The organism is Streptomyces collinus (assembly GCF_031348265.1).
Classification (GTDB): domain Bacteria; phylum Actinomycetota; class Actinomycetes; order Streptomycetales; family Streptomycetaceae; genus Streptomyces; species Streptomyces collinus.
Window position 1 is genome coordinate 6,234,950 of record NZ_CP133771.1, and the last position, 20,009, is coordinate 6,254,958.

Below are 20,009 nucleotides of genomic sequence, written 5' to 3' on the forward strand. Positions count from 1 at the left end.
GTGCATCGTCGTCAACCTTTTGGCCGCAGGAAATTTGTGTTTAGAGTGTTGCTCTAAATGGAGGGAGTGACATGCGGCTGACCCCGACCGAACGCGACCGGCTGCTGCTCTTCGGCGCCGCCGAGCTGGCCCGCGCTCGCAGGGCCAGGGGCCTGAGGCTCAACGTCCCCGAGGCCACCGCGCTCATCGCCGACACGGTGTGCGAGGCCGCCCGGGACGGCGCCCGGCTCACCGAGGCGATCGAGCGGGCGCGGGCGGTGCTCGGGCCGGACGACGTGCTGCCCGGTGTCCCCGACGTCGTCACCGAGGTGCACGTCGAGGCCGTCTTCGACGACGGCTCGCGGCTCGCGGTCGTCTCCGACCCCATCGGGGGCGGCTCGGGGCCGGACGCCCCGGGCGCCCTGCTGCCCGGGCCCGGGCACCCCGAGCCCGAGCCGGCCGTACGGCTGACCGTCACGAACACCGCGACCGTGCCCGTCTCGGTGACCTCCCACTTCCACTTCTTCGAGGCCAACCCGCGGCTGGACTTCGACCGCGGCCGGGCCTACGGCATGCGGCTCGCCGTGCCCGCGGGGTCCTCCGTGCGGTTCGGGCCGGGAGAGGGCGCCGAGGTCGGCCTGGTGCCGATCGGGGGCGAGCGGATCGCCATCGGGTTCGCCGGGCTCGTCGACGGGCCGCTGGACGCGCCGGGCGCCAAGGAGGAGGCCCTGAGACGGGCCGCCGCCTGCGGCTACCTCGGCGTACCGGAAACAGCACCCGATCGGGAGGCCGAGCGATGAGCCGCCCAGGAGGCCACCCCGCCGAGGCCCGCCGCCTCACCCCGTACGAGTACGCCGCCACCCACGGGCCCCGCGCCGGAGACCGCATCCGGCTCGGCGACTCGGGGCTGGTCGTCGAGGTCGAGTCCGACTCCCAGCGCCCCGGCGACGAGTTCCTCGCCGGATTCGGCAAGACCGCCCGTGACGGGCTGCACCTGAAGGCCGCCGCGGTCCGGGAGACCTGTGACGTCGTGGTCAGCAACGTCGTCGTGATCGACGCCGTGCAGGGCATCCGGAAGGTGTCCATCGGCATCCGCGAGGGCCGGATCTGCTCGATCGGGCGGGCCGGCAACCCCGACACCCTCGACGGGGTCGACGTCGTCGTCGGCACGGGCACCTCGATCGTCTCCGGCGAGGGCCTCATCGCCACCGCCGGGGCCGTCGACACCCACGTCCACCTGCTGTCGCCGCGGGTCATGGAGGCCTCGCTCGCCTCCGGCGTCACCACGATCATCGGGCAGGAGTTCGGGCCCGTGTGGGGCGTCGGCGTCAACTCGCCCTGGGCGCTGCGCCACGCGTTCGGCGCCTTCGACGCCTGGCCGGTCAACATCGGCTTCCTGGCCCGGGGTTCCTCCTCCCGCCCGGCGCCTCTCGTGGAGGCCCTCGCCGAGGGAGGGGCCAGTGGCTTCAAGGTGCACGAGGACATGGGCGCCCACACCCGCGCCCTGGACACCGCCCTGCGCGTCGCCGAGGAGCACGACGTCCAAGTCGCCTTGCACAGCGACGGGTTGAACGAGTGCCTGTCGGTGGAGGACACCCTGCGCGTGCTGGAGGGCCGGACCATCCACGCCTTCCACATCGAGGGCTGCGGCGGCGGGCACGTCCCCAACGTCCTGAAGATGGCCGGCGTGCCGAACGTCATCGGCTCCTCCACCAACCCGACCCTGCCCTTCGGCCGGGACGCCGTCGCCGAGCACTACGGCATGATCGTCTCGGTCCACGACCTGAAGACCGACCTGCCGGGCGACGCCGCCATGGCCCGCGACCGCATCCGGTCCGCCACCATGGGCGCCGAGGACGTCCTGCACGACCTGGGCGCCATCGGCATCACCTCGTCGGACGCGCAGGGCATGGGGCGCGCGGGCGAGACGGTCCGCCGTACGTTCGCCATGGCCGGGAAGATGAAGGCCGAGTCCGGCGCCTCCGACGACCACCACGACAACGAGCGCGTCCTGCGCTACCTGGCCAAGCTGACCATCAACCCCGCCCTCGCGCACGGGCTTTCGCACGAGGTCGGGTCCATCGAGAACGGCAAGCTCGCCGACCTCGTGCTGTGGCGGCCCGAGTACTTCGGTGCCAAACCGCAACTGGTGCTGAAGGCCGGCTTTCCGGCGTACGGCGTGACCGGCGACCCGAACGCGGCGACCGACACCTGCGAACCGCTCGTCCTCGGACCGCAGTTCGGCGCGCACGGGGCGACACCGGCCGAGATATCGGTGGCGTTCGTCGCGCAGGCCGCGCTCGACCAGGGGCGCGACACCCTGCCGACCCGGCGCCGCAGGGTCGCCGTGCGCGGCACCCGCGGCATCGGCCCGGCCGACCTGCGCCGCAACTCCCGTACCGGAGCCGTCGACGTCGACCAGCGCACCGGCCTCGTCACCCTCGACGGCGAGCCGCTGCGCTCCGAACCCGCCGAGTCCGTCTCCCTCAACCGTCTCTACTTCCTCTGAGGATCAACGATGTCCGCAGCCGCCGACGGCTTCCGCATGCCCGCCGAGTGGGTTCCGCACGAGCGGACCTGGATGGCCTGGCCGGGCCCGAACCCGACCTTCGACGACCCCGAGGACCTGGCCGCCGCCCGGATCGCCTGGGCGTCGGTCGCCCGAGCGGTGCGCCGCTTCGAACCGGTGACGGTGGTGTGCGGACCCGGGCAGGCCGCCGAGGCCACCGCGCTCCTCGGCCCGGGCGTCGACATCGTGGAACGCGACCTCGACGACGCCTGGATGCGCGACATCGGCCCCACCTTCCTGATCGACGGGAAGGGGGGACTGGGCGCCGTCGACTGGACGTTCAACGGCTGGGGCGCCCAGAAGTGGGCCCGCTGGGAGCACGACGCGAAGATCGCCGGGCACGTCGCCGGACTCGCCGGGGCACGGACGTACGCCTCGAAGCTCGTCAACGAGGGCGGGGCGATCCATGTCGACGGTGAGGGAACGGTCCTGCTCACCGAAACCGTCCAGCTCGGCCCGGAGCGCAACCCCGGCTGGTCCCGCGAGCAGGCGGAGGCCGAGATCCACGCGCAGCTCGGCACCCGCAAGGTTATCTGGCTGCCGCGCGGCCTGACCGGCGACTACCCTCCCCACGGCTTCGGCACCCTCGGGCACGTGGACATCGTCGCGGCCTTCGCCCGCCCGGGCGTCGTCGTGGCGCATTCCCAGCCGGACCCGGCCCACCCCGACCACGAGGTGACCCGGGAGGTCATCGGCCTGCTGAAGTCGCAGACGGACGCGCGCGGGCGGCGCCTGGAGGTCGTCGAGGTCCCCGCCCCGACCGTCCTGGAAGCCGACGGCCACTGGGCCGACCACTCCTACATCAACCACTACCTCTGCAACGGCGGCGTGGTCCTGTGCGGCTTCGACGACCCGCGTGACGAGATCGCGGCCGGCATCTTCCGCCGCCTCTTCCCCGAGCGGACCGTGACGCTGGTGGACGCCCGTACGATCTTCGCGGGCGGTGGAGGAATCCACTGCATCACCCAGCAGCAGCCGAGGACCTAGGAGCGCAGATGGCCGGTGGGCGCAGGCAGGCCCCGCCCCGCGAGGACGTCCTCGCCGCCGCCATGGAGATGATCGCCGAGCGGGGTCTGGAGAGGCTCACCATGGCGGCGCTCGGCCGCGAGGTCGGCATGAGCAGCGGCCATCTGCTCTACTACTTCGGCTCCAAGGACGAACTGCTGCTGCGCACCCTGGAGTGGAGCGAGGGCCGGCTCGGGGCCGAGCGGGGGCGCTTGCTGACCCGGACCGCACCCGCCCGCGAACGCCTCGACGCCTACGTCGACCTGTACGTCCCCGACAGCCACCGCGACCCGCACTGGACGCTGTGGCTGGAGGTCTGGAACCGCTCGCAGAACGCCGACGCCGATGCCCGCGACCGGCAGGCCGCCATCGAGGGCGCCTGGCACCGCGACCTCGTCGCCCTGCTCGCCGAGGGCATCTCGCGCGGCGAGTTCCGCAGGGTCGACCCGGACCGGTTCGCCACCCGGCTGCGCTCGCTGCTGGACGGCTTCTCCATCCATGTGGCGATCGGCCTGCGCGGCACCGACCGGGCCCAAGTCCTCGGGCACGTGCGCGAGTTCCTCGCCGACAGCCTCCTCGCGGACACCTGAACGCCCACGCGACCTGAAGACGGGTGAGCTGCACCGGATCGACGCCGCCGACCCGGCCGCCTTCACCGCGTTTCCAAGGCTCAGCGCCGACAACCGGCACCTGGCCTTCGCCTCGGCCGACCCGGGCGACACGAACCGCACGACCCGGGCCTACGTACGCGACCTGCGCACCGGGCGCACGGCCCTCGCCAGCCCGGACGCCCAGGGCGGCCCGAACGACCAGAGCGTGTCCGCCCCGGTCATCGACCGCCACGGCCGCACCGTCGCCTTCGGCAGTGCCTCACCCGACCTCGTGCCCGGCGACACCTACGACACCTCGCACGTCTACATCCGTCACCTGAAGTGACCGACCGCATCCTGAGACAACCGTGAGCGAAGCGCGGGGGTTGTGCCAGACTGCCCCCGTGCTCTCGTTCGCCACGATTATTGGCAGCAGGCGCGCCGGTCCGCAGTGACCACCACGTACGACCAGGTACGGGTGGACACCGTCGTCCTCGACCCGCGCGCAGACCTCTCGCACCCGCGAGAGGTTTTTCGCATTTCTGGCCCACCCACAGCCGGAGGCGAGAGCGCGAGGGAGTATGTGAGGGCGGTGGAGCCGGTCATTCCGGTACGACCGAGATCCCATCCTCAGGAGCCTTGAGACCATGACCGCTACCAGCGACCTCGACGATTCGTTCCACGTCTTCGACACCACCCTGCGCGACGGCGCCCAGCGCGAGGGCATCAACCTCACCGTCGCCGACAAGCTGGCCATCGCACGGCACCTGGACGACTTCGGCGTGGGCTTCATCGAGGGCGGCTGGCCGGGCGCGAACCCCCGGGACACCGAGTTCTTCGCCCGCGCCCAGCAGGAGATCGACTTCCGGCACGCCCAGCTCGTCGCGTTCGGCGCCACCCGCCGCGCCGGCACCACCGCCGACCAGGACCCGCAGGTCAGGGCGCTCCTGGAGTCCGGCGCGCAGGTGATCACGCTGGTCGCCAAGTCGCACGACCGCCATGTCGAGCTCGCCCTGCGCACCACCCTGGACGAGAACCTGGCGATGGTCCGCGACACCGTGTCCTTCCTCAAGGAGCAGGGCCGCCGCGTCTTCATCGACTGCGAGCACTTCTTCGACGGCTACCGCGCCAACCCCGAGTACGCCAAGGCGGTCGTCCGCACGGCGTCGGAGGCCGGCGCCGACGTCGTCGTCCTGTGCGACACCAACGGCGGCATGCTCCCGGCGCAGATCCAGGCCGTCGTCTCCACGGTCCTCGCCGACACCGGCGCCCGGCTCGGCATCCACGCCCAGGACGACACGGGCTGCGCGGTCGCCAACACCCTGGCCGCCGTCGACGCGGGCGCCACGCACGTGCAGTGCACGGCCAACGGCTACGGCGAACGCGTCGGCAACGCCAACCTCTTCCCGGTCGTGGCGGCCCTGGAGCTGAAGTACGGCAAGAAGGTCCTGCCCGACGGGCACCTGCGCGAGATGACCCGCATCTCGCACGCCATCGCCGAGGTCGTCAACCTCACCCCCTCCACGCACCAGCCCTACGTCGGCCTCTCCGCCTTCGCCCACAAGGCCGGACTGCACGCCTCCGCGATCAAGGTCGACCCGGACCTCTACCAGCACATCGACCCCGAACTGGTCGGCAACACCATGCGGATGCTGGTCTCCGACATGGCCGGGCGCGCCTCCATCGAGCTCAAGGGCAAGGAACTCGGCGTCGACCTCGGCGGCGACCGCGAGCTGGTCGGCCGGGTGGTCGAACGGGTGAAGGAACGCGAACTCAAGGGCTACACCTACGAGGCGGCCGACGCCAGCTTCGAACTCCTGCTGCGCGCCGAGGTCCAGGGCGGGCCGCTTTCCTACTTCGAGGTCGAGTCCTGGCGCGCCATCGTCGAGGACCGGCCCGACGGCTCCCACGCCAACGAGGCCACGGTCAAGCTGTGGGCCAAGGGCGAGCGCATCGTCGCCACCGCCGAGGGCAACGGCCCGGTCAACGCCCTGGACCGGTCCCTGCGCGTGGGCCTGGAGAAGATCTACCCCCAGCTCGCCAAGCTGGAGCTGGTGGACTACAAGGTCCGCATCCTGGAGGGCAAGCACGGCACCAACTCCACGACCCGCGTGCTGATCTCCACGTCCGACGGCACGGGCGAGTGGTCCACGGTCGGCGTCGCCGACAACGTCATCGCCGCGAGCTGGCAGGCCCTGGAGGACGCGTACACCTACGGGCTGCTGCGCGCGGGAGTCGCACCGGCGGAGTAGCCGCGGCCCGGCCGGGTGCCCGGGGCGCGTGTCACATCGCCGTGTCCCGGGACCGCGGCACCGGGACCTCGCCGCCCCGGTCGCGGCCGGGGGTCCGGTCGAGGCGGAAAAGCCCCGCCGTGTGGGGGCGCTGACCGCCGGCGGTGGTGGTGGAGCGGGTCAGCTCCTCGACGCCGTCGGCCAGATAGCCGACCCATGCCGTGCCCTCGTCCTCGATGATCCGCTGCGCGTCGGTCCGCAGCCGCTCGATCACCCCGAGCAGGGCGGCCTGCTCCTTGTCGCTGGGGGAGTCGGTGGTCCGCAGGAAGGCCTGCGCCCAGTCGGACTGCGCCTTCTTGAGGATCTGCTGCAGCGCCATCTCCGCTCGGATGTAGCGGGTCCAGGACGCCGAGAACCCGAAGATCCGGTCGAAGAGCACGCAGCCCGCGCCGCCGGCCAGGAACACGAAGCCCCACTCGGGCTGCACGGCCGTGGGCGCGGCCGCGTGCACCAGCGGCGTGATCGTGCCGACGATGCCCAGCAGGGTGGCGAGCGCTCGCAGCGAGCGCGACCACAGCGACGGTCCCCGGCGACGCGCCAGATACCAGCCGATCGCCGACGTCACCTCCGCCTCGGCGTGCCGGAACAGCTCCCACAGCAGGTCGGCCCGCGTACGCGAGCGGTCCAGCTCGGTCAGTTCGGACACCGTCATGTCCGCAGCCCTGCGTCTTCCGAACATGCCTCTGTTACCGCCCCTCCTGGATGGCCCGTGGCCAGAGGGCATCCTAGGCCCAGCCGCGGCCGCAAATCCCTGCCTCGACGGATAACCCTTTATGGGCGATTTCGGGTAGCTTCGAACATATGAAGGCCGCACTGGTGCGTACCGTCGTACGTCTGCTGATCGTGCCGGTCGCCGCCGTACTGGCGGTGCTGCTGGCCGGTGCGCCGGGTGCGCACGCGGCCACCGACCTCTCGGAGGTCGCCCAGGAACTGCGCGAGAACCCCGTCTACGTCGATCCGGCCGCCTCCGGGCAGCTGGCGGCATCGGACGCCGAGGCGCTCGCCGACAAGATCAAGGACGCGGACAAGCCCGTCTTCGTGGCGGTCCTCCCGGCCGGTTACCCCACGCAGGACCTCTTCCGGAACCTCCGAACGGAGACCGGCATCACCGGCCTCTACGGCATCCACCTCGGTGACCGGTTCGACGCCCGTGCCGACAGCTCGGTCATGAGCCGGCAGGCGGTGTCCAACCTGGTCACGGCGGTGCAGGACGCGGGCGACACCAAGGCTCAGCTGAACGACTTCGTCGACGACGCCCTGCGCAACGTGGGCGGTTCGGCGCCGAGCAGCTGGAGCGACGGCTCGGGCATGGACGTGCCGGTCGGCGGCCTGATCACCGTCGGCGCCCTGGTCGCGGCCGGCGGCGCGGGTGCCTACGCCCTGGTCCGCCGCAACCGGCGCCGCCACGAGGAGGAGCAGCGGGCCGCGCTGGAGAAGCTGCGGGTGGTCGTCGACGAGGACATCACCGCGTTCGGCGAGGAACTCGACCGCCTCGACTTCCACCCCGGGGAGCCCGGCGCCGACGACGTGATGCGCACCGACTACGAGCGTGCCCTGGACTCCTACGAGCAGGCCAAGTCCCTGATGGCGGCGGCGACGAAACCGGAGGACGTCCGGGCCGTCACCCAGGCCGTGGAGGACGGCCGCTTCTCCCTGGCCCGGCTCGCGGCCCGCCGCGAGGGCGGGGCCCTGCCGGAGCGCCGCCCGCCCTGCTTCTTCGACCCCCGCCACGGCCCCTCCGTCGCCGACGCCACCTGGACGCCCCAGGGCGGCGCAGCCCGCGAGGTCCCGGTCTGCGCGGCCGACGACAGGCGTCTGACCGAGGGCCGCGACCCGGCGATCCGCGAGGTCGACACCGACTACGGCCGCCGCCCCTACTGGGAGGCAGGACCGGCGTACGGCCCCTGGGCCGGCGGCTACTTCGGCGGCGGCCTCCTGCCCGGCCTCCTCGTCGGCACCATGCTCGGCAGCATGATGGCCGCCCCCGCCTACGCGGCCGACTACGGCTCGGGCTACGGCGACTTCGGCGGTTACGAGGGCGGCGACGTCTCCGGCGCGGACTTCGACACCGGCGATTTCGGTGGCGATTTCGGCGGCGGGGACTTCGGCGGCGGTGGAGGCTTCGGCGGGGGAGGGGACTTCGGGGGCGGGTTCTGACCGGAGGCAGGGCTGGGGGTGCCCTGGGGTTCCGCCCGAGCCCGGACGTACCGGCACCGGCGTGGGTCCGGCCGAGCCCGGCTTCCTGTCGTCGGGGCCCCGGCCCGGGGCCCGGCTGCGCGGCACCCGAGTCGGATGTGGAGGGGCCCGGGGCGGTTCCGGCCGGGTTCGGCCTTCGCGACAGCGGGGGTGGTTTCGGCTTGGGTTCGGCCTTCGCGGCGCCTGGCGCCGGTTCGGCTTGGGTCGGCCCGGGTTCGGCCTTGACCGCACCGGGCGCGGTTCCGGCTCGGGTTCGGCCTTCACTGCATCGAGCGCGGTTCCGGCCGGGTTCGGCCTTCGCGGCGCCGGGCCCCGCACCGGGCGCGGGCCCCGCTCGGGCGCGGCCTCTGCGGCGCCCGGGCAGAGCCCCACCAGGAACTCCTACGGCACGCGAGTTTCAGTGCCGTAGCGGCTCTGGCCCACGGCTGCCTCCCTCCGCCGCACCGCCCCCGCGGCCCCCGCGGCGACCGCGAACGCCAGAGACACCAGCGCCGCGCTGACCCACAGCGGCGCCCGGTACCCGAGCCCCGCGCCGATCACCGCGCCCCCGGCCCAGGGCCCCACCGCCGCACCCACGTTGAACGCGGCCGTCGCGAAACCCCCGGCCAGGGTCGGTGCCCCCTGCGCGGCGTACAGCGCCCGGGCGATCAACGTGGAGCCGACGCCGAAGGACAGGGCGCCCTGCGCGAAGACGAGCGCGAGTGCCGGGACGGGGTGTGCGGCCCCGAGGGCCAGCGCGCACCAGCCCGCGCCCAGTGCCAGGCCACCACCGATGAGGACCGGCACGGGACGCCGGTCGGCGAAACGCCCCGCGGCGGCGACCCCGGCGAACGCCCCGGCCCCGAACAGCGCCAGGACGCCGGGGACCCAGCTGCTGCCCAGCCCCGTGACCTCGGTGACCAGCGGCGCGAGGAAGGTGAAGGTGCAGAACGTCGCGCCGTTCACGAGGGCGCCCAGCAGCAGGGTGACGAGCAGCCGGGGGCTGCGCAGCGACCGCAGTTCACCGCGCAACGCGGGCGGCACACCCTCCGCCGCACCGCCCGGCACGGACCGAGCCACCGCCGCCAGCGCGGGCAGTGACACCAGCGCCACGGCCCAGAACGCCGCACGCCAGCCCCACACTTCGCCGAGCACGGCACCGGCCGGCACCCCGGCCACACAGGCCAGCGTCACCCCGCCCAGCAGCGTGGACGTGGCCCGCCCCTTCGCATCGGCCGGGACCATGTCCACGGCGGCGACCAGGGCGACCGCGAGGAACCCGGCGTTGGCGAACGCCCCCACCACCCGGGTGGCGAGCAGGACGGCGAAGCTGCCGGTGAGCGCGCCGACGACGTGGACGGCGAGAAAGACGACGAGGAACGCCAGCAGGGCGCCCCGCCGGGGCCAGCGCCGCGCGAGCCCCGCCACGAGCGGAGCCCCCACGACCATCCCGGCCGCGAAGGCGGAGGTCAGGGCGCCCGCCGCAGGGACGGACACCTCCAGATCCCGCGCGATGTCCGGCACCAGCCCGGACAGCATGAACTCGGACGTGCCTTGCGCGAACACGGCAAGGCCCAGCAGAAGAAGAGCGAACGGCATGAAGGAACTCCGCACCGGAGGTCGACGTCGGACACGACAGGTCGGACGGCAAACCGGCAGCGCAGTGAACGAGCGGGCGGCCTCAGCGGCCCGGCATCGGCGTCACGGACAGCCACCGGAGAGCCGGTGGCCGCACTCTGGACGCCTCGGGGCTGGACATGGGCGGCAGGTTAGGCGGACCCGGGCGACCGGGTCCACCGGTTTTCCTCCGGCTCCGCCCGGGCGGCGGTCAGGGTCGTGTCCCTCCGGCCGCCGCGATGGACGATGACGACCGCCGCGAGACAGACGGCCAGCCCGAGGGCGGTCTGCGCGCCGAACGGCTCGCCGAACATCAGCGCGCCCCAGACGGCGGTGACCGGGGCCATCAGGAACATCAGCGTGTTGACCCTGGTGACGCCGGAGCGCTTCAGGATGAGCCAGTACAGCCCGTACCCGCCGAACGTGGAGAGCCCCACGAGCCAGGCGACCGCCACCCAGAAGTCCCACCGGCCGGGCGGTGCGGCGGCACCGGTGCCCAGGGCCAGTACGGAGAAGAGGACCGCGCTGGTCGCGCAGTGGACGGTCAGCGAGACCGACGGGGTGACCCGCGAGGGGGACCGGCTCTCCAGGAACGTCGCCGCGACCAGGGACAGCATGCCGAGCAGCGGCACGGCGTACGCCCACCACGCCACGTCGCCGCCCGCCGCCGCGTCGGCCAGGGTGACCACGGCGACGCCGCTCAGCCCCAGGCCCAGGCCGATCCACTGCCGGCCCGACACGTACTGCCCCAGCAGCGGCCCGGCGAGGGCGCCGGCGACCAGGGGCTGGACCCCGTCGATCAGGGCCGTCGTACCGCTGGAGACACCGAGCTGGATGGCGTAGTAGACGCTGAGCAGATAGCCGCTCTGCGAGAGCATGCCGATGATGGCCTGCCGGGTCAGGTCCCGGGTGGTGAGGCCCCGCCAGGCCGATCGCGTGAGGACGGCGACGGCGACCAGGACGACGGCCAGCGGCAGGAACCGCCACATCAGGATCGTCGGCGCGGACGCGCTGCCGGCGCCGAGCTTGGCCCCGATGAAGCCGGAACTCCAGCACAGGACGAAGGCGAGGGACAGAAGGATGTTCACGACATCACAACCAGTAGACAGATCGGTTTACCCGTTCCCGCGTCACTATACAGATCGGTATAGTCGGGTGTCATGGGTACCACCGCGCAGAACCCGCGCCGGATCACGATGACGCCCGCCGCCCGCCGTGCCCTGACGGCCGCCGGCCGGCTCTTCTACGAGCGCGGCATCCACGCCGTCGGCGTCGACCTCATCTCCGCCGAGGCCGGCGTCACGAAGAAGACGCTCTACGACCGGTTCGGCTCCAAGGAGCAGATCGTCGTGGAGTACCTGGCGGACCGCGACGAGCGCTGGCGGGCCTTCCTCGCCGAGCGCCTCGACGCGGTCGGCCCGGACCCGCGCGAGAGCGTCCTGGCCGTGTTCGACGCCTCGCGCGCCTGGGCGGAGGAGTTCAGCCCCCGGGGGTGCAGCATGGTCAACGCCCACGCGGAGATCAGCGACCCCGCCCATCCGGCCCACCCGATCATCACCGGGCAGAAGCGGTGGATGCTCGCCCTGTTCACCCGCTTCGCCGAGGAGATCACGCCCGCGACGGCGGACGCGACGGCCCGGACGCTGATGCTCCTGCACGAGGGCGCCCTGGTCGCCCACGGCCTGGGCGTCTTCCCGGACGCCATCGCCCAGGCCCGCGAACAGGCACGCCTGCTGCTCCCATAGCGGACAGCAGCCGACCTATTTCGTCCCTACGGTGATGCCATGACCACTTCCGACGGCGCCGGCCCTCTCACCTTCGCCACCGTGGCCGACCTGGACTCCTGGCTGGCGGCACACCCTGCCCCGCACCCCGGCCTCTGGGTCAGGGTCGCGAAGAAGGGCTCGGGGGTCCCCTCCGTCACGGCCGCCGACGTCAACGACGTGGCGCTGTGCCACGGTTGGATCACAGGGCAGCGCAAGGGGCTCGACGAGTCGCACTACCTCCAGCGGATCACCCCGCGCCGTCCCGGCAGTCTCTGGTCCATGGTCAACGTCCGGCGCGTCGGGGAACTGACCGCCGCCGGGCGGATGCGGCCCGGCGGCCTCGCGGAGGTGGCGTCCGCCCGGGCGGACGGCCGGTGGGATGCGGCGTACGCGTCCCAGAAGGAGGCCGAGGTTCCGGCCGACCTGGCGGCGGCCCTGGCCCGCAGCCCCCGCGCCGCCGCGGCCTTCGAGACCCTGGGCCGCACGGACCGCTACCTCGCGATGCTCGGCGTACTCCGAGCCAGGACGACGAGAAGCCGCGCCGCGCAGGTGACGGCGACGGTGAGGAACCTGGAAACCCGGGCCCCGGCCCGCTGAGCCCCGGCGCGATCCGTCCGTCACTGCTGCCGGGCCGGCTGCTCCCAGAGGCCGGCCAGGCGTGCGTGGAGGACGTCGTGTGCCTCCTGAGGGGTGAGGTGACCGACGAGGACGTGCGTGGCGAGGGCGAGGAGGGCGCGGGCCTCGCGCTGCGGATCGAGGGGCGCCGTGCGGTCGGACACCGCGACCGGACGGGCCCGACACGGCAGCGGGCCCGACACCGCAGCGGCGTCGGGCCCTGGAAGCCGTCGGTCAGAGGGTCGAGGCCGCCGAGGCGATGGCGGAGGCGAAGGTGGAGACCTCCGTGTAGACGCCGGGAGCCTCGGGCCGGGCGCAGCCCTCGCCCCAGCTCACGATGCCGACCTGGATCCAGCCGCCGGCGTTGTCCTTGCGGAACATCGGGCCGCCGGAGTCGCCCTGGCAGGTGTCGACACCGCCCGCGTCGAAGCCGGCGCAGATCTCCTCGTTCGCGACGAGGCCGCTGTACAGACCGCCGTAGGCCTTGCACGCGGCGTCGCTGACGAACGGCACGGTCGCCTTCAGGAGGTAGCGCTGCTGGGAGCCGCCCTCGCGGTTCGCGCCCCAGCCGGCGACGGTGAAGTCACCGGTGTTGTACTGCGCGGTCGTGGCGATCTTCAGCGTCGGAAGGTTGATGGGCTGGGCGAGCTTGATCAGCGCCCAGTCCTTGCCGGTGCCGTTGTAGCCGGGGGCGCGCAGCACCTTGGTGGAGCGGACCTGGACCCGGCCGCTGGTGGACTGCAGGTCGACGACCCCCGCGGTGGCGGTGATGCTCGTGTTGTTGCCTGAACTGCCCACGCAGTGCGCGGCCGTGAGCACGATCTGCTGGGTGTAGAGCGCGCCGCCACAGCCCATGGAGAGCCGGACCATGAACGGGAACTCGCCCTGCGCGGCCCGGGTCCCGCCGACGACGGGCGACGGCGCGGCCTGCGCGGCGGAAACGGGCTGGAGACTGGCGATCGCGAGCGCGGCGGCGCCGAGGGCCGCGCATCTCTTGAGGGCCGTGAGGAGTCTCTTCAACGTGATGCCTTCCGTGGGGGGGTTGACTGGGGAGGTGCAACCGAAGCATCAGATTGACGAGTGCATGACAGCAGCAGGGGCAAAAAGAACGTCCATGTGCTGGCATGGACTGGTCAAAATATCGCTGCTGGATTATGAGAACGCCGACAGACTTTGCACAAGGGGCGGGAACCGGCCAGACCGGCCCGGGGCGATGTCACCGGGCCGGTCCCGCGAGGCTCACGCGTTCCGGATGGCCGAGATGTCGAAGTTGAGCTTGATCTTGTCCGACACCAGGACGCCACCGGTCTCCAACGCGGCGTTCCAGGTCAGACCCCACTCGGAGCGAAGGATCTCCGCCTTGCCCTCGAAACCGACGCGCTCGTTGCCGAAGGGGTCCTTCGCGGCGCCGTTGAACTCCAGGTCGATGGCGAGGGGGCGGGTGGTGCCGAGGATCGTCAGCTCGCCGGTGATCCGGTAGTCGTCACCGCCGAGTGCCTCCGCCTTGGTGGAACGGAACGTCATGGCGGGGAACTCGTCCGCCTTGAAGAAGTCCGCGCTCTTGAGGTGGCCGTCGCGGTCGGCGTTGCCCGTGCTGATGCTGTCCATCACGACGTCGATCGAGGCCGTCGACCGCGACGGGTCGCTGCCGTCCAGGTGGAGCGTGCCGGTGAAGTCCTGGAAGCTGCCCTTGACGTTGGTGACCATGGCGTGTCGGGCGACGAAGCCGATCGTCGAGTGCGCGGGGTCGATCGTGTAATCGCCGGTCAGGGCGGCCAGCTCGGGGTTCACGGCACCGGTGGCGGTGGCGGTCCGGGCGTCGTTGCGGCTGAAGATGCTCATGGTGGGTACGCCTCCTGGGTGTGATGTTGAATCTTTAACTACTCCAACGCGACCCACCGTAGACCTATTCCGTTCAATGTTCAACATCTTTGGGGAGTGTGTCGGAGGACGCGCCGAAGGACGTGCAGACGGATGGGTCCGCACCCGGATCGCCGGACCGCCGGACCGCCGGACCGCCGGATCGCCGGATCGGTGGATCGCCGGACCGCCGGACCGCCGCGCGCCTCCCGTACGCCCGAATGGCCGAATCCCCCGGCCCGCGGGAGTGGTCCTGCGGGATGCGGCGCAGCGCGCCCGGGGACGCGGTCCTCCCACGGCCCGGGGCCCCGCGAAGCCCGGGCGCCCGGTCCCCGCCGGCACACCCTGCGGTGGCGGCCCCCGGCGGGAGGGGGTTCCGTTTTCAGTGACCGTAGGGAGACAGACGAGACCACGGCGGACGCACAGCGCAGGGGAGAGCGACTCGTGACACTCACCGGCTCCGGCTCGGCCTACGACCCACCGGCGGATCCCGCCCCGCGCCGCTCCACGGCCCCCGTCCCCGTCCGGGTGAACCAGTACGGACCGCCGCGGCGTCTCGACCGGCGCGTCGCCCTGGTCACCGGCGCCTCCTCAGGCATCGGGGCGGCCACGGCCCGACGGTTCGCCATGGACGGCTGGCAGCTGCTCCTCAGCGGACGCGACCGGCACCGCCTGGAGCAGACGGCGTCCGGCACCACGGCCGTCGTCCTGCCCGCCGACCTCGCCGCCCCCGACGGCCCGCGCCTGCTGGCCCAGTCCGCGCTGCACGCCACCGGCCGCATCGACGTCCTGGTCGCCGGGGCGGGCATGGGCTGGGCGGGCCCCTTCGCCACCATGCCGCACACCGACATCGACCGGGTGCTGACCCTGGACCTCAACGCCACCCTCCACCTCGTGCGCGAGGTACTGCCCTCCATGATCGCGGCGGGACGCGGCCGCGTGGTGCTGCTCGGCTCGGTCGCCGGCTGCGTGGGCCTGCGGGAGGAGGCGGTGTACTCCGCCGCCAAAGCCGGCCTCGCCGCCTTCGCCGAGGCGCTGCGCCAGGAACTGCGCGGCACGGGCGTGGGCGTGACCTTCGTCGTGCCCGGAGCCGTCGACACGCCCTTCCACATCCGCCGCGGCAGGCCCTACGACGGCACCCGCACCGGCCTCCTCTCGCCCGGCGGCGTCGCCGGCACGATCTGGGAGGCCGTCCGGCAGAACCGCGACGAGGCCTACGTCCCCACCTGGCTGACCGTCCCCGGCCGGGTCCGCGGCCTCGCGCCGGGCCTGTACCGCCGCCTGCTGAACCGCTTCGGCTAGGGCCCGCCGTCCGGATGCCGGATGGCGGCTCCTGGCCCCGCCGGCCATACCCCGTTCCGGTCATTCCGGCCGGATCCACCGTTCAGGTGACCGCCTCCCCGTGGTAGGGCATGGGCATGACTCCCCAGCGCCGCGTCTTCCCCCGTCGTACGGCCGGGGCCGCCGCCCTGTTCCGCCCCGGCCGCCGCGCCCTGCTGCTGGCCGCCGCGGCCCTGGCGGCGACCGGGAGCGCGGCCCCCGGGGGCCGGGGCGCCGACGTGCCGGACGATCCGTACGACACCCTGCGCCGCCGCTGGCTCGGCATCGCGCTGGGCACCGGCTACGACCCGACGGCCGAGCCCTACGCCGCCCGCCTCGCCGAGACCGGCGCGCTCGCCCGGGACCTGCGCACGATCATGGCCCCGGCGGCGGACTCCCTCTGGCCCGGCCACCCCTTCGACCCGCCGGCCGGCATCACCCTCAGCTACGGCCGGCTGTGGACCATGACCCGGGCCTACGTCCAGCAGGGCACCGGCTCGACCGCCGACCCCGCCCTCCTCGACGGCATCCTGCGCGGCCTCGACCACCTCTCCGCCACCGTCTACAACCCCTCCACCACCCGCTACGGCAACTGGTGGGAGTGGCAGATCGGCAGTCCCCGCCTGCTCACCGACATCACGGCGGCCCTGTACGAGAAGCTGGGGGAGACCCGCGTCCGTGCCGCCTGCGCCGCCGTCGACCACTTCGTCCCCGACTCGGCCCTCGCCGACTACAGCGGCACCTCAACCGGCGCCAACCGCGTCGACCTGTGCCGCTCCGTGGCCCTGCGCGGCATCCTCGGCCGCGACCCCGCCAAGATCGCCCTCGCCCGGGACGCCCTCTCCCCGGTCTTCCCCTACGCCACCCGGGGCGACGGCCTCTACGCCGACGGCTCGTTCGTCCAGCACACCTGGGTCGCCTACTCGGGCACCTACGGCCAGGTCATGCTCGACGGGCTCGGGCGGCTCTTCGCCCTGCTCGCCGGGTCCGACTGGGAGGTCACCGACCCGGACCGGCAGATCGTCCTCGACAGCGTCGAGCGCGCCTACGCCCCGCTCATCCACGACGGGCTCGTCATGGACAGCGTCAACGGCCGGGCCATCAGCCGCGGTCACCTCAGCACCGACGACCGCAAGGTCCTGCGCAGCGACCACTACCACGGCGGGCAGCTCATCGCCGCGATCGCCCTGCTCGCGGCCGGTGCGAGCCCCGCGGAGCGCGAGCGCTGGCACGCCCGCGTCAAGGGCTGGATCGAACGGGACACCGTGGTCCCGATCCTGACGGCACCCCAGTTCGGCGTCGCCGACCTGGCCCGGCTGCACGCCATCGCCGCCTCACCCGCCCCGGCCGCGCCCGAAACCCCCGGGCACCACCTCTTCGCCGCCATGGACCGCGCCGTCCACCGCGGCACCGGATTCACCGTGAACATCGCCATGGCCAGCGACCGCATCGCCCACTACGAGTGCGGCAACGGCGAGAACCCCCGCGGCTGGCACACCGGCGCGGGCATGGTCAGCTGGTGGGCCGAGGGCACCGGCGACCAGTACACGGACTGGTTCTGGCCGACCGTCGACTGGTACCGCCTGCCCGGCACCACCGTCTCGACCAAGCGGCTCGCCGACCGTGAGGGCGGCGAGTGGGGCACGGCCCGCCCGGACGCGCGCTGGGTCGGCGGCACCACCGACGGCACCTGCGCGGCGCTCGGTCAGCACCTCAAGGGCCTCGGCTCCACCCTCGAAGCCCGCAAGTCCTGGTTCTGCGTCGCGGACGCGGTGATCTGCCTGGGCGCCGGGATCACCTGCTCCGACGGCGTCCCGGTCGAGACGATCGTCGACAACCGCAACCTCGGGGCATCCGGCACCCAGCGCTTCGTCAAGGGCCCGAACTGGGCCCATCTGGAGGACCACGGCGGCTGGATCCTGCTCGGCCGTGAGCCGAAGGCGCTGCGCGAGGACCGCACCGGCGCCTGGTCCGACATCAACACCGGCAGCACGCCGGAGCGGCGCACCCGCCGCTGGCAGACCCTCTGGCTCGACCACGGCACCGACCCCGAGGACGCCACGTACGCCTACGTCCTGATGCCCGGCGCGTCCCGCCACGCGGTGGCGCGCCGGGCCACCGACCGCCACTGGCTGTCGGTCCTCGCCAACGACGCCGGCCGTCAGGCGGTCAGCGTGCCCTCCCTCGGCTGTACGGCCGCCACCTTCTGGCGGGCGGGGACGGCGGGTCCGCTCTCCGTCTCCGGCGGCGCGAGCGTGCTGGTCGTCCGCCAGGGCCGTACCGCTACCCTCTGCGTGAGCGAACCGCCCCGCACCGGCGAACCGCTGGAGGTCGTCTGGGCCCACCCGGTCCGTCGGGTCGACCGCGCGGACGAGACGGTCGAGGTGCTCTCCACAGGCCGCCGGCTGCGCGTGCGCGTCACTCCGGGGGAGGCATGCGCCACCCACGTCTGTGAGGTGACTCTCGCCTGACCGCTTTGTGCGACCCCTACAAGCGACACGCCCCCTGAGCAGTCGGAAAGGCTCAATCCAGCCTCGGTTCTGTTCAGGGGTACCAGGAAAACACGCCGGAGACTGTGAGGAGTCGACGGGCCGCATTCCTTGCTCGGCTTCGTAAGGTCACTACATGACCGTTTTGGATGAGGCGCCGGGTGAGCCGACCGACGCGCGCGGACGCGTGGCCGAACTGCACGAGATCCGTGCGCAGGCGGTGGCCGGACCGAGCGAGAAGGCGACCAGCGCGCAGCACGCCAAGGGCAAGCTGACCGCGAGGGAGCGCATCGAACTCCTCCTCGACCCGGACTCCTTCCGGGAGGTCGAGCAGCTGCGCCGGCACCGGGCCACGGGCTTCGGCCTGGAGGCCAAGAAGCCCTACACCGACGGTGTGATCACCGGCTGGGGCACGGTGGAGGGCCGCACGGTCTTCGTCTACGCGCACGACTTCCGCATCTTCGGCGGCGCCCTGGGCGAGGCCCACGCCACGAAGATCCACAAGATCATGGACATGGCCATCGCGGCCGGTGCCCCGCTGGTGTCGCTGAACGACGGCGCCGGCGCCCGCATCCAGGAGGGCGTCTCGGCCCTCGCCGGCTACGGCGGCATCTTCCAGCGCAACACCAAGGCCTCGGGCGTGATCCCGCAGATCTCGGTGATGCTCGGCCCGTGCGCCGGCGGCGCGGCCTACAGCCCCGCCCTCACCGACTTCGTCTTCATGGTCCGCGAGACCTCGCAGATGTTCATCACCGGCCCCGACGTCGTCAAGGCGGTCACCGGCGAGGAGATCACGCAGAACGGCCTGGGCGGCGCCGACGTCCACGCCGAGACGTCCGGTGTCTGCCACTTCGCCTACGACGACGAAGAGACCTGCATCGCCGAGGTCCGCTACCTCCTGTCGCTGCTCCCGCAGAACAACCGCGAGAACCCGCCCCGCACCGAGCCCTCGGACGCGGCCGACCGCCGCTCGGACGTCCTCCTGGACCTCGTCCCGGCGGACGGCAACCGGCCGTACGACATGGCCAAGGTCATCGAGGAGATCGTCGACGACGGCGACTACCTGGAGGTCCACGAGCGCTGGGCCCGCAACATCATCTGCGCGCTGGGCCGGATGGGCGGCCAGGTCGTCGGCATCGTGGCGAACCAGCCCCAGGCCCTGGCGGGAGTACTGGACATCGAGGCCTCCGAGAAGGCGGCCCGCTTCGTTCAGATGTGCGACGCGTTCAACATCCCGATCATCACTCTTCTGGACGTCCCCGGCTTCCTCCCGGGCGTCGACCAGGAGCACGGTGGCATCATCCGCCACGGCGCGAAGCTCCTCTACGCCTACTGCAACGCGACCGTGCCCAGGATCTCCCTGATCCTGCGGAAGGCCTACGGAGGTGCGTACATCGTCATGGACAGCCAGTCCATCGGTGCCGACCTCACCTACGCCTGGCCGACGAACGAGATCGCGGTCATGGGCGCGGAGGGTGCGGCCAACGTCATCTTCCGCCGTCAGATCGCCGAGGCCGAGGACCCCGAGGCCATGCGGGCCCGCATGGTCAAGGAGTACAAGTCCGAGCTGATGCACCCCTACTACGCGGCCGAGCGCGGCCTGGTCGACGACGTCATCGACCCCGCCGAGACCCGCGAGGTGCTCATCAAGTCCCTCGCCATGCTCCAGACCAAGCACGCGGACCTGCCGTCCCGCAAGCACGGCAACCCGCCGCAGTAACCCTGCGGACATC

General features: G+C 72.5%; 17 protein-coding genes and 1 pseudogene. 12 read left to right on the forward strand and 6 right to left on the reverse strand.

Annotated features, from left to right (window positions below; all coding sequences use genetic code 11):
* Nucleotides 1–71 precede the first annotated feature (71 nt).
* The 6 genes from ureA to cimA all read left to right on the forward strand — a co-directional run bounded on the left by ureA (nt 72) and on the right by cimA (nt 6,395).
* The gene (gene ureA / locus RFN52_RS28525; protein WP_184850317.1) at nt 72–779 is read left to right on the forward strand and encodes an urease subunit gamma; all 708 of its coding nucleotides are present in this window, start codon (nt 72–74) and stop codon (nt 777–779) included.
* Nucleotides 776–2,488 carry an urease subunit alpha gene (locus RFN52_RS28530; protein ID WP_184850319.1) on the forward strand — a complete coding sequence of 571 codons (1,713 nt, stop codon included), beginning with the start codon at nt 776–778 and terminating at the stop codon, nt 2,486–2,488. The genes ureA and RFN52_RS28530 overlap by 4 nt, the downstream gene beginning before the upstream one ends.
* Before the next feature lie 9 nt (nt 2,489–2,497).
* Entirely contained in the window at nt 2,498–3,535 is a 1,038-nt protein-coding gene (locus RFN52_RS28535; protein WP_184850321.1) for an agmatine deiminase family protein, read from the forward strand.
* Between the two features lie 8 nt (nt 3,536–3,543).
* A complete protein-coding gene (locus RFN52_RS28540; protein WP_184850323.1) occupies nt 3,544–4,143 on the forward strand; it encodes a TetR/AcrR family transcriptional regulator in 600 nt (199 codons plus the stop codon).
* On the forward strand, nt 4,052–4,489 hold the full coding sequence (locus RFN52_RS28545) for a TolB-like translocation protein (protein ID WP_311241078.1): 438 nt from the start codon (nt 4,052–4,054) through the stop codon (nt 4,487–4,489). Before RFN52_RS28540 ends, RFN52_RS28545 begins: the two co-directional genes overlap by 92 nt.
* 301 nt (nt 4,490–4,790) lie before the next feature.
* The gene (gene cimA / locus RFN52_RS28550) at nt 4,791–6,395 is read left to right on the forward strand and encodes a citramalate synthase (RefSeq protein WP_184850325.1); all 1,605 of its coding nucleotides are present in this window, start codon (nt 4,791–4,793) and stop codon (nt 6,393–6,395) included.
* A 31-nt stretch (nt 6,396–6,426) separates the two neighbouring features.
* Here the strand turns inward: cimA and RFN52_RS28555 are convergent, their stop codons facing one another.
* Nucleotides 6,427–7,086, reverse strand: coding sequence for an SLATT domain-containing protein (locus tag RFN52_RS28555; protein WP_184850327.1), 660 nt, complete (start codon nt 7,084–7,086; stop codon nt 6,427–6,429).
* 149 nt (nt 7,087–7,235) lie between these two features.
* Between RFN52_RS28555 and RFN52_RS28560 the strand changes: the two genes are divergently transcribed.
* Nucleotides 7,236–8,591: a hypothetical protein gene (locus RFN52_RS28560; protein WP_184850329.1), complete on the forward strand. Its 1,356-nt coding sequence runs from the start codon at nt 7,236–7,238 to the stop codon at nt 8,589–8,591.
* Between the two features lie 420 nt (nt 8,592–9,011).
* Here the strand turns inward: RFN52_RS28560 and RFN52_RS28565 are convergent, their stop codons facing one another.
* Together RFN52_RS28565 and RFN52_RS28570 are read right to left on the reverse strand one after the other, a co-directional pair.
* Entirely contained in the window at nt 9,012–10,208 is a 1,197-nt protein-coding gene (locus RFN52_RS28565) for a Cmx/CmrA family chloramphenicol efflux MFS transporter (RefSeq protein ID WP_184850331.1), read from the reverse strand.
* Between the two features lie 170 nt (nt 10,209–10,378).
* Nucleotides 10,379–11,314, reverse strand: coding sequence for a DMT family transporter (locus tag RFN52_RS28570; RefSeq protein WP_184850333.1), 936 nt, complete (start codon nt 11,312–11,314; stop codon nt 10,379–10,381).
* A 72-nt stretch (nt 11,315–11,386) separates the two neighbouring features.
* Here RFN52_RS28570 and RFN52_RS28575 point away from each other — a divergent pair, with 72 nt between their 5' ends.
* A complete protein-coding gene (locus RFN52_RS28575; RefSeq protein ID WP_184850336.1) occupies nt 11,387–11,971 on the forward strand; it encodes a TetR/AcrR family transcriptional regulator in 585 nt (194 codons plus the stop codon).
* A 39-nt stretch (nt 11,972–12,010) separates the two neighbouring features.
* Nucleotides 12,011–12,589, forward strand: coding sequence for a YdeI/OmpD-associated family protein (locus RFN52_RS28580; RefSeq protein WP_184850338.1), 579 nt, complete (start codon nt 12,011–12,013; stop codon nt 12,587–12,589).
* 20 nt (nt 12,590–12,609) lie between these two features.
* Here RFN52_RS28580 and RFN52_RS28585 read toward each other — a convergent pair.
* From RFN52_RS28585 to RFN52_RS28595, 3 genes and pseudogenes are all read right to left on the reverse strand, one after another.
* Nucleotides 12,610–12,762, reverse strand: a pseudogene (locus tag RFN52_RS28585) (TetR family transcriptional regulator); the annotation flags it as partial.
* A 79-nt stretch (nt 12,763–12,841) separates the two neighbouring features.
* On the reverse strand, nt 12,842–13,627 hold the full coding sequence (locus tag RFN52_RS28590) for a S1 family peptidase (protein WP_184850340.1): 786 nt from the start codon (nt 13,625–13,627) through the stop codon (nt 12,842–12,844).
* A 219-nt stretch (nt 13,628–13,846) separates the two neighbouring features.
* A complete protein-coding gene (locus tag RFN52_RS28595) occupies nt 13,847–14,449 on the reverse strand; it encodes a YceI family protein (RefSeq protein ID WP_184850342.1) in 603 nt (200 codons plus the stop codon).
* Nucleotides 14,450–14,911: 462 nt separating this feature from the next.
* Between RFN52_RS28595 and RFN52_RS28600 the strand changes: the two genes are divergently transcribed.
* From RFN52_RS28600 to RFN52_RS28610, 3 genes are all read left to right on the forward strand, one after another.
* A complete protein-coding gene (locus RFN52_RS28600) occupies nt 14,912–15,769 on the forward strand; it encodes an SDR family NAD(P)-dependent oxidoreductase (protein WP_184850343.1) in 858 nt (285 codons plus the stop codon).
* A gap of 116 nt (nt 15,770–15,885) precedes the next feature.
* On the forward strand, nt 15,886–18,258 hold the full coding sequence (locus RFN52_RS28605; protein ID WP_184850345.1) for a polysaccharide lyase 8 family protein: 2,373 nt from the start codon (nt 15,886–15,888) through the stop codon (nt 18,256–18,258).
* A gap of 154 nt (nt 18,259–18,412) precedes the next feature.
* Nucleotides 18,413–19,996, forward strand: coding sequence for an acyl-CoA carboxylase subunit beta (locus RFN52_RS28610; protein ID WP_184850347.1), 1,584 nt, complete (start codon nt 18,413–18,415; stop codon nt 19,994–19,996).
* The last annotated feature ends 13 nt before the right edge of the window (nt 19,997–20,009 follow it).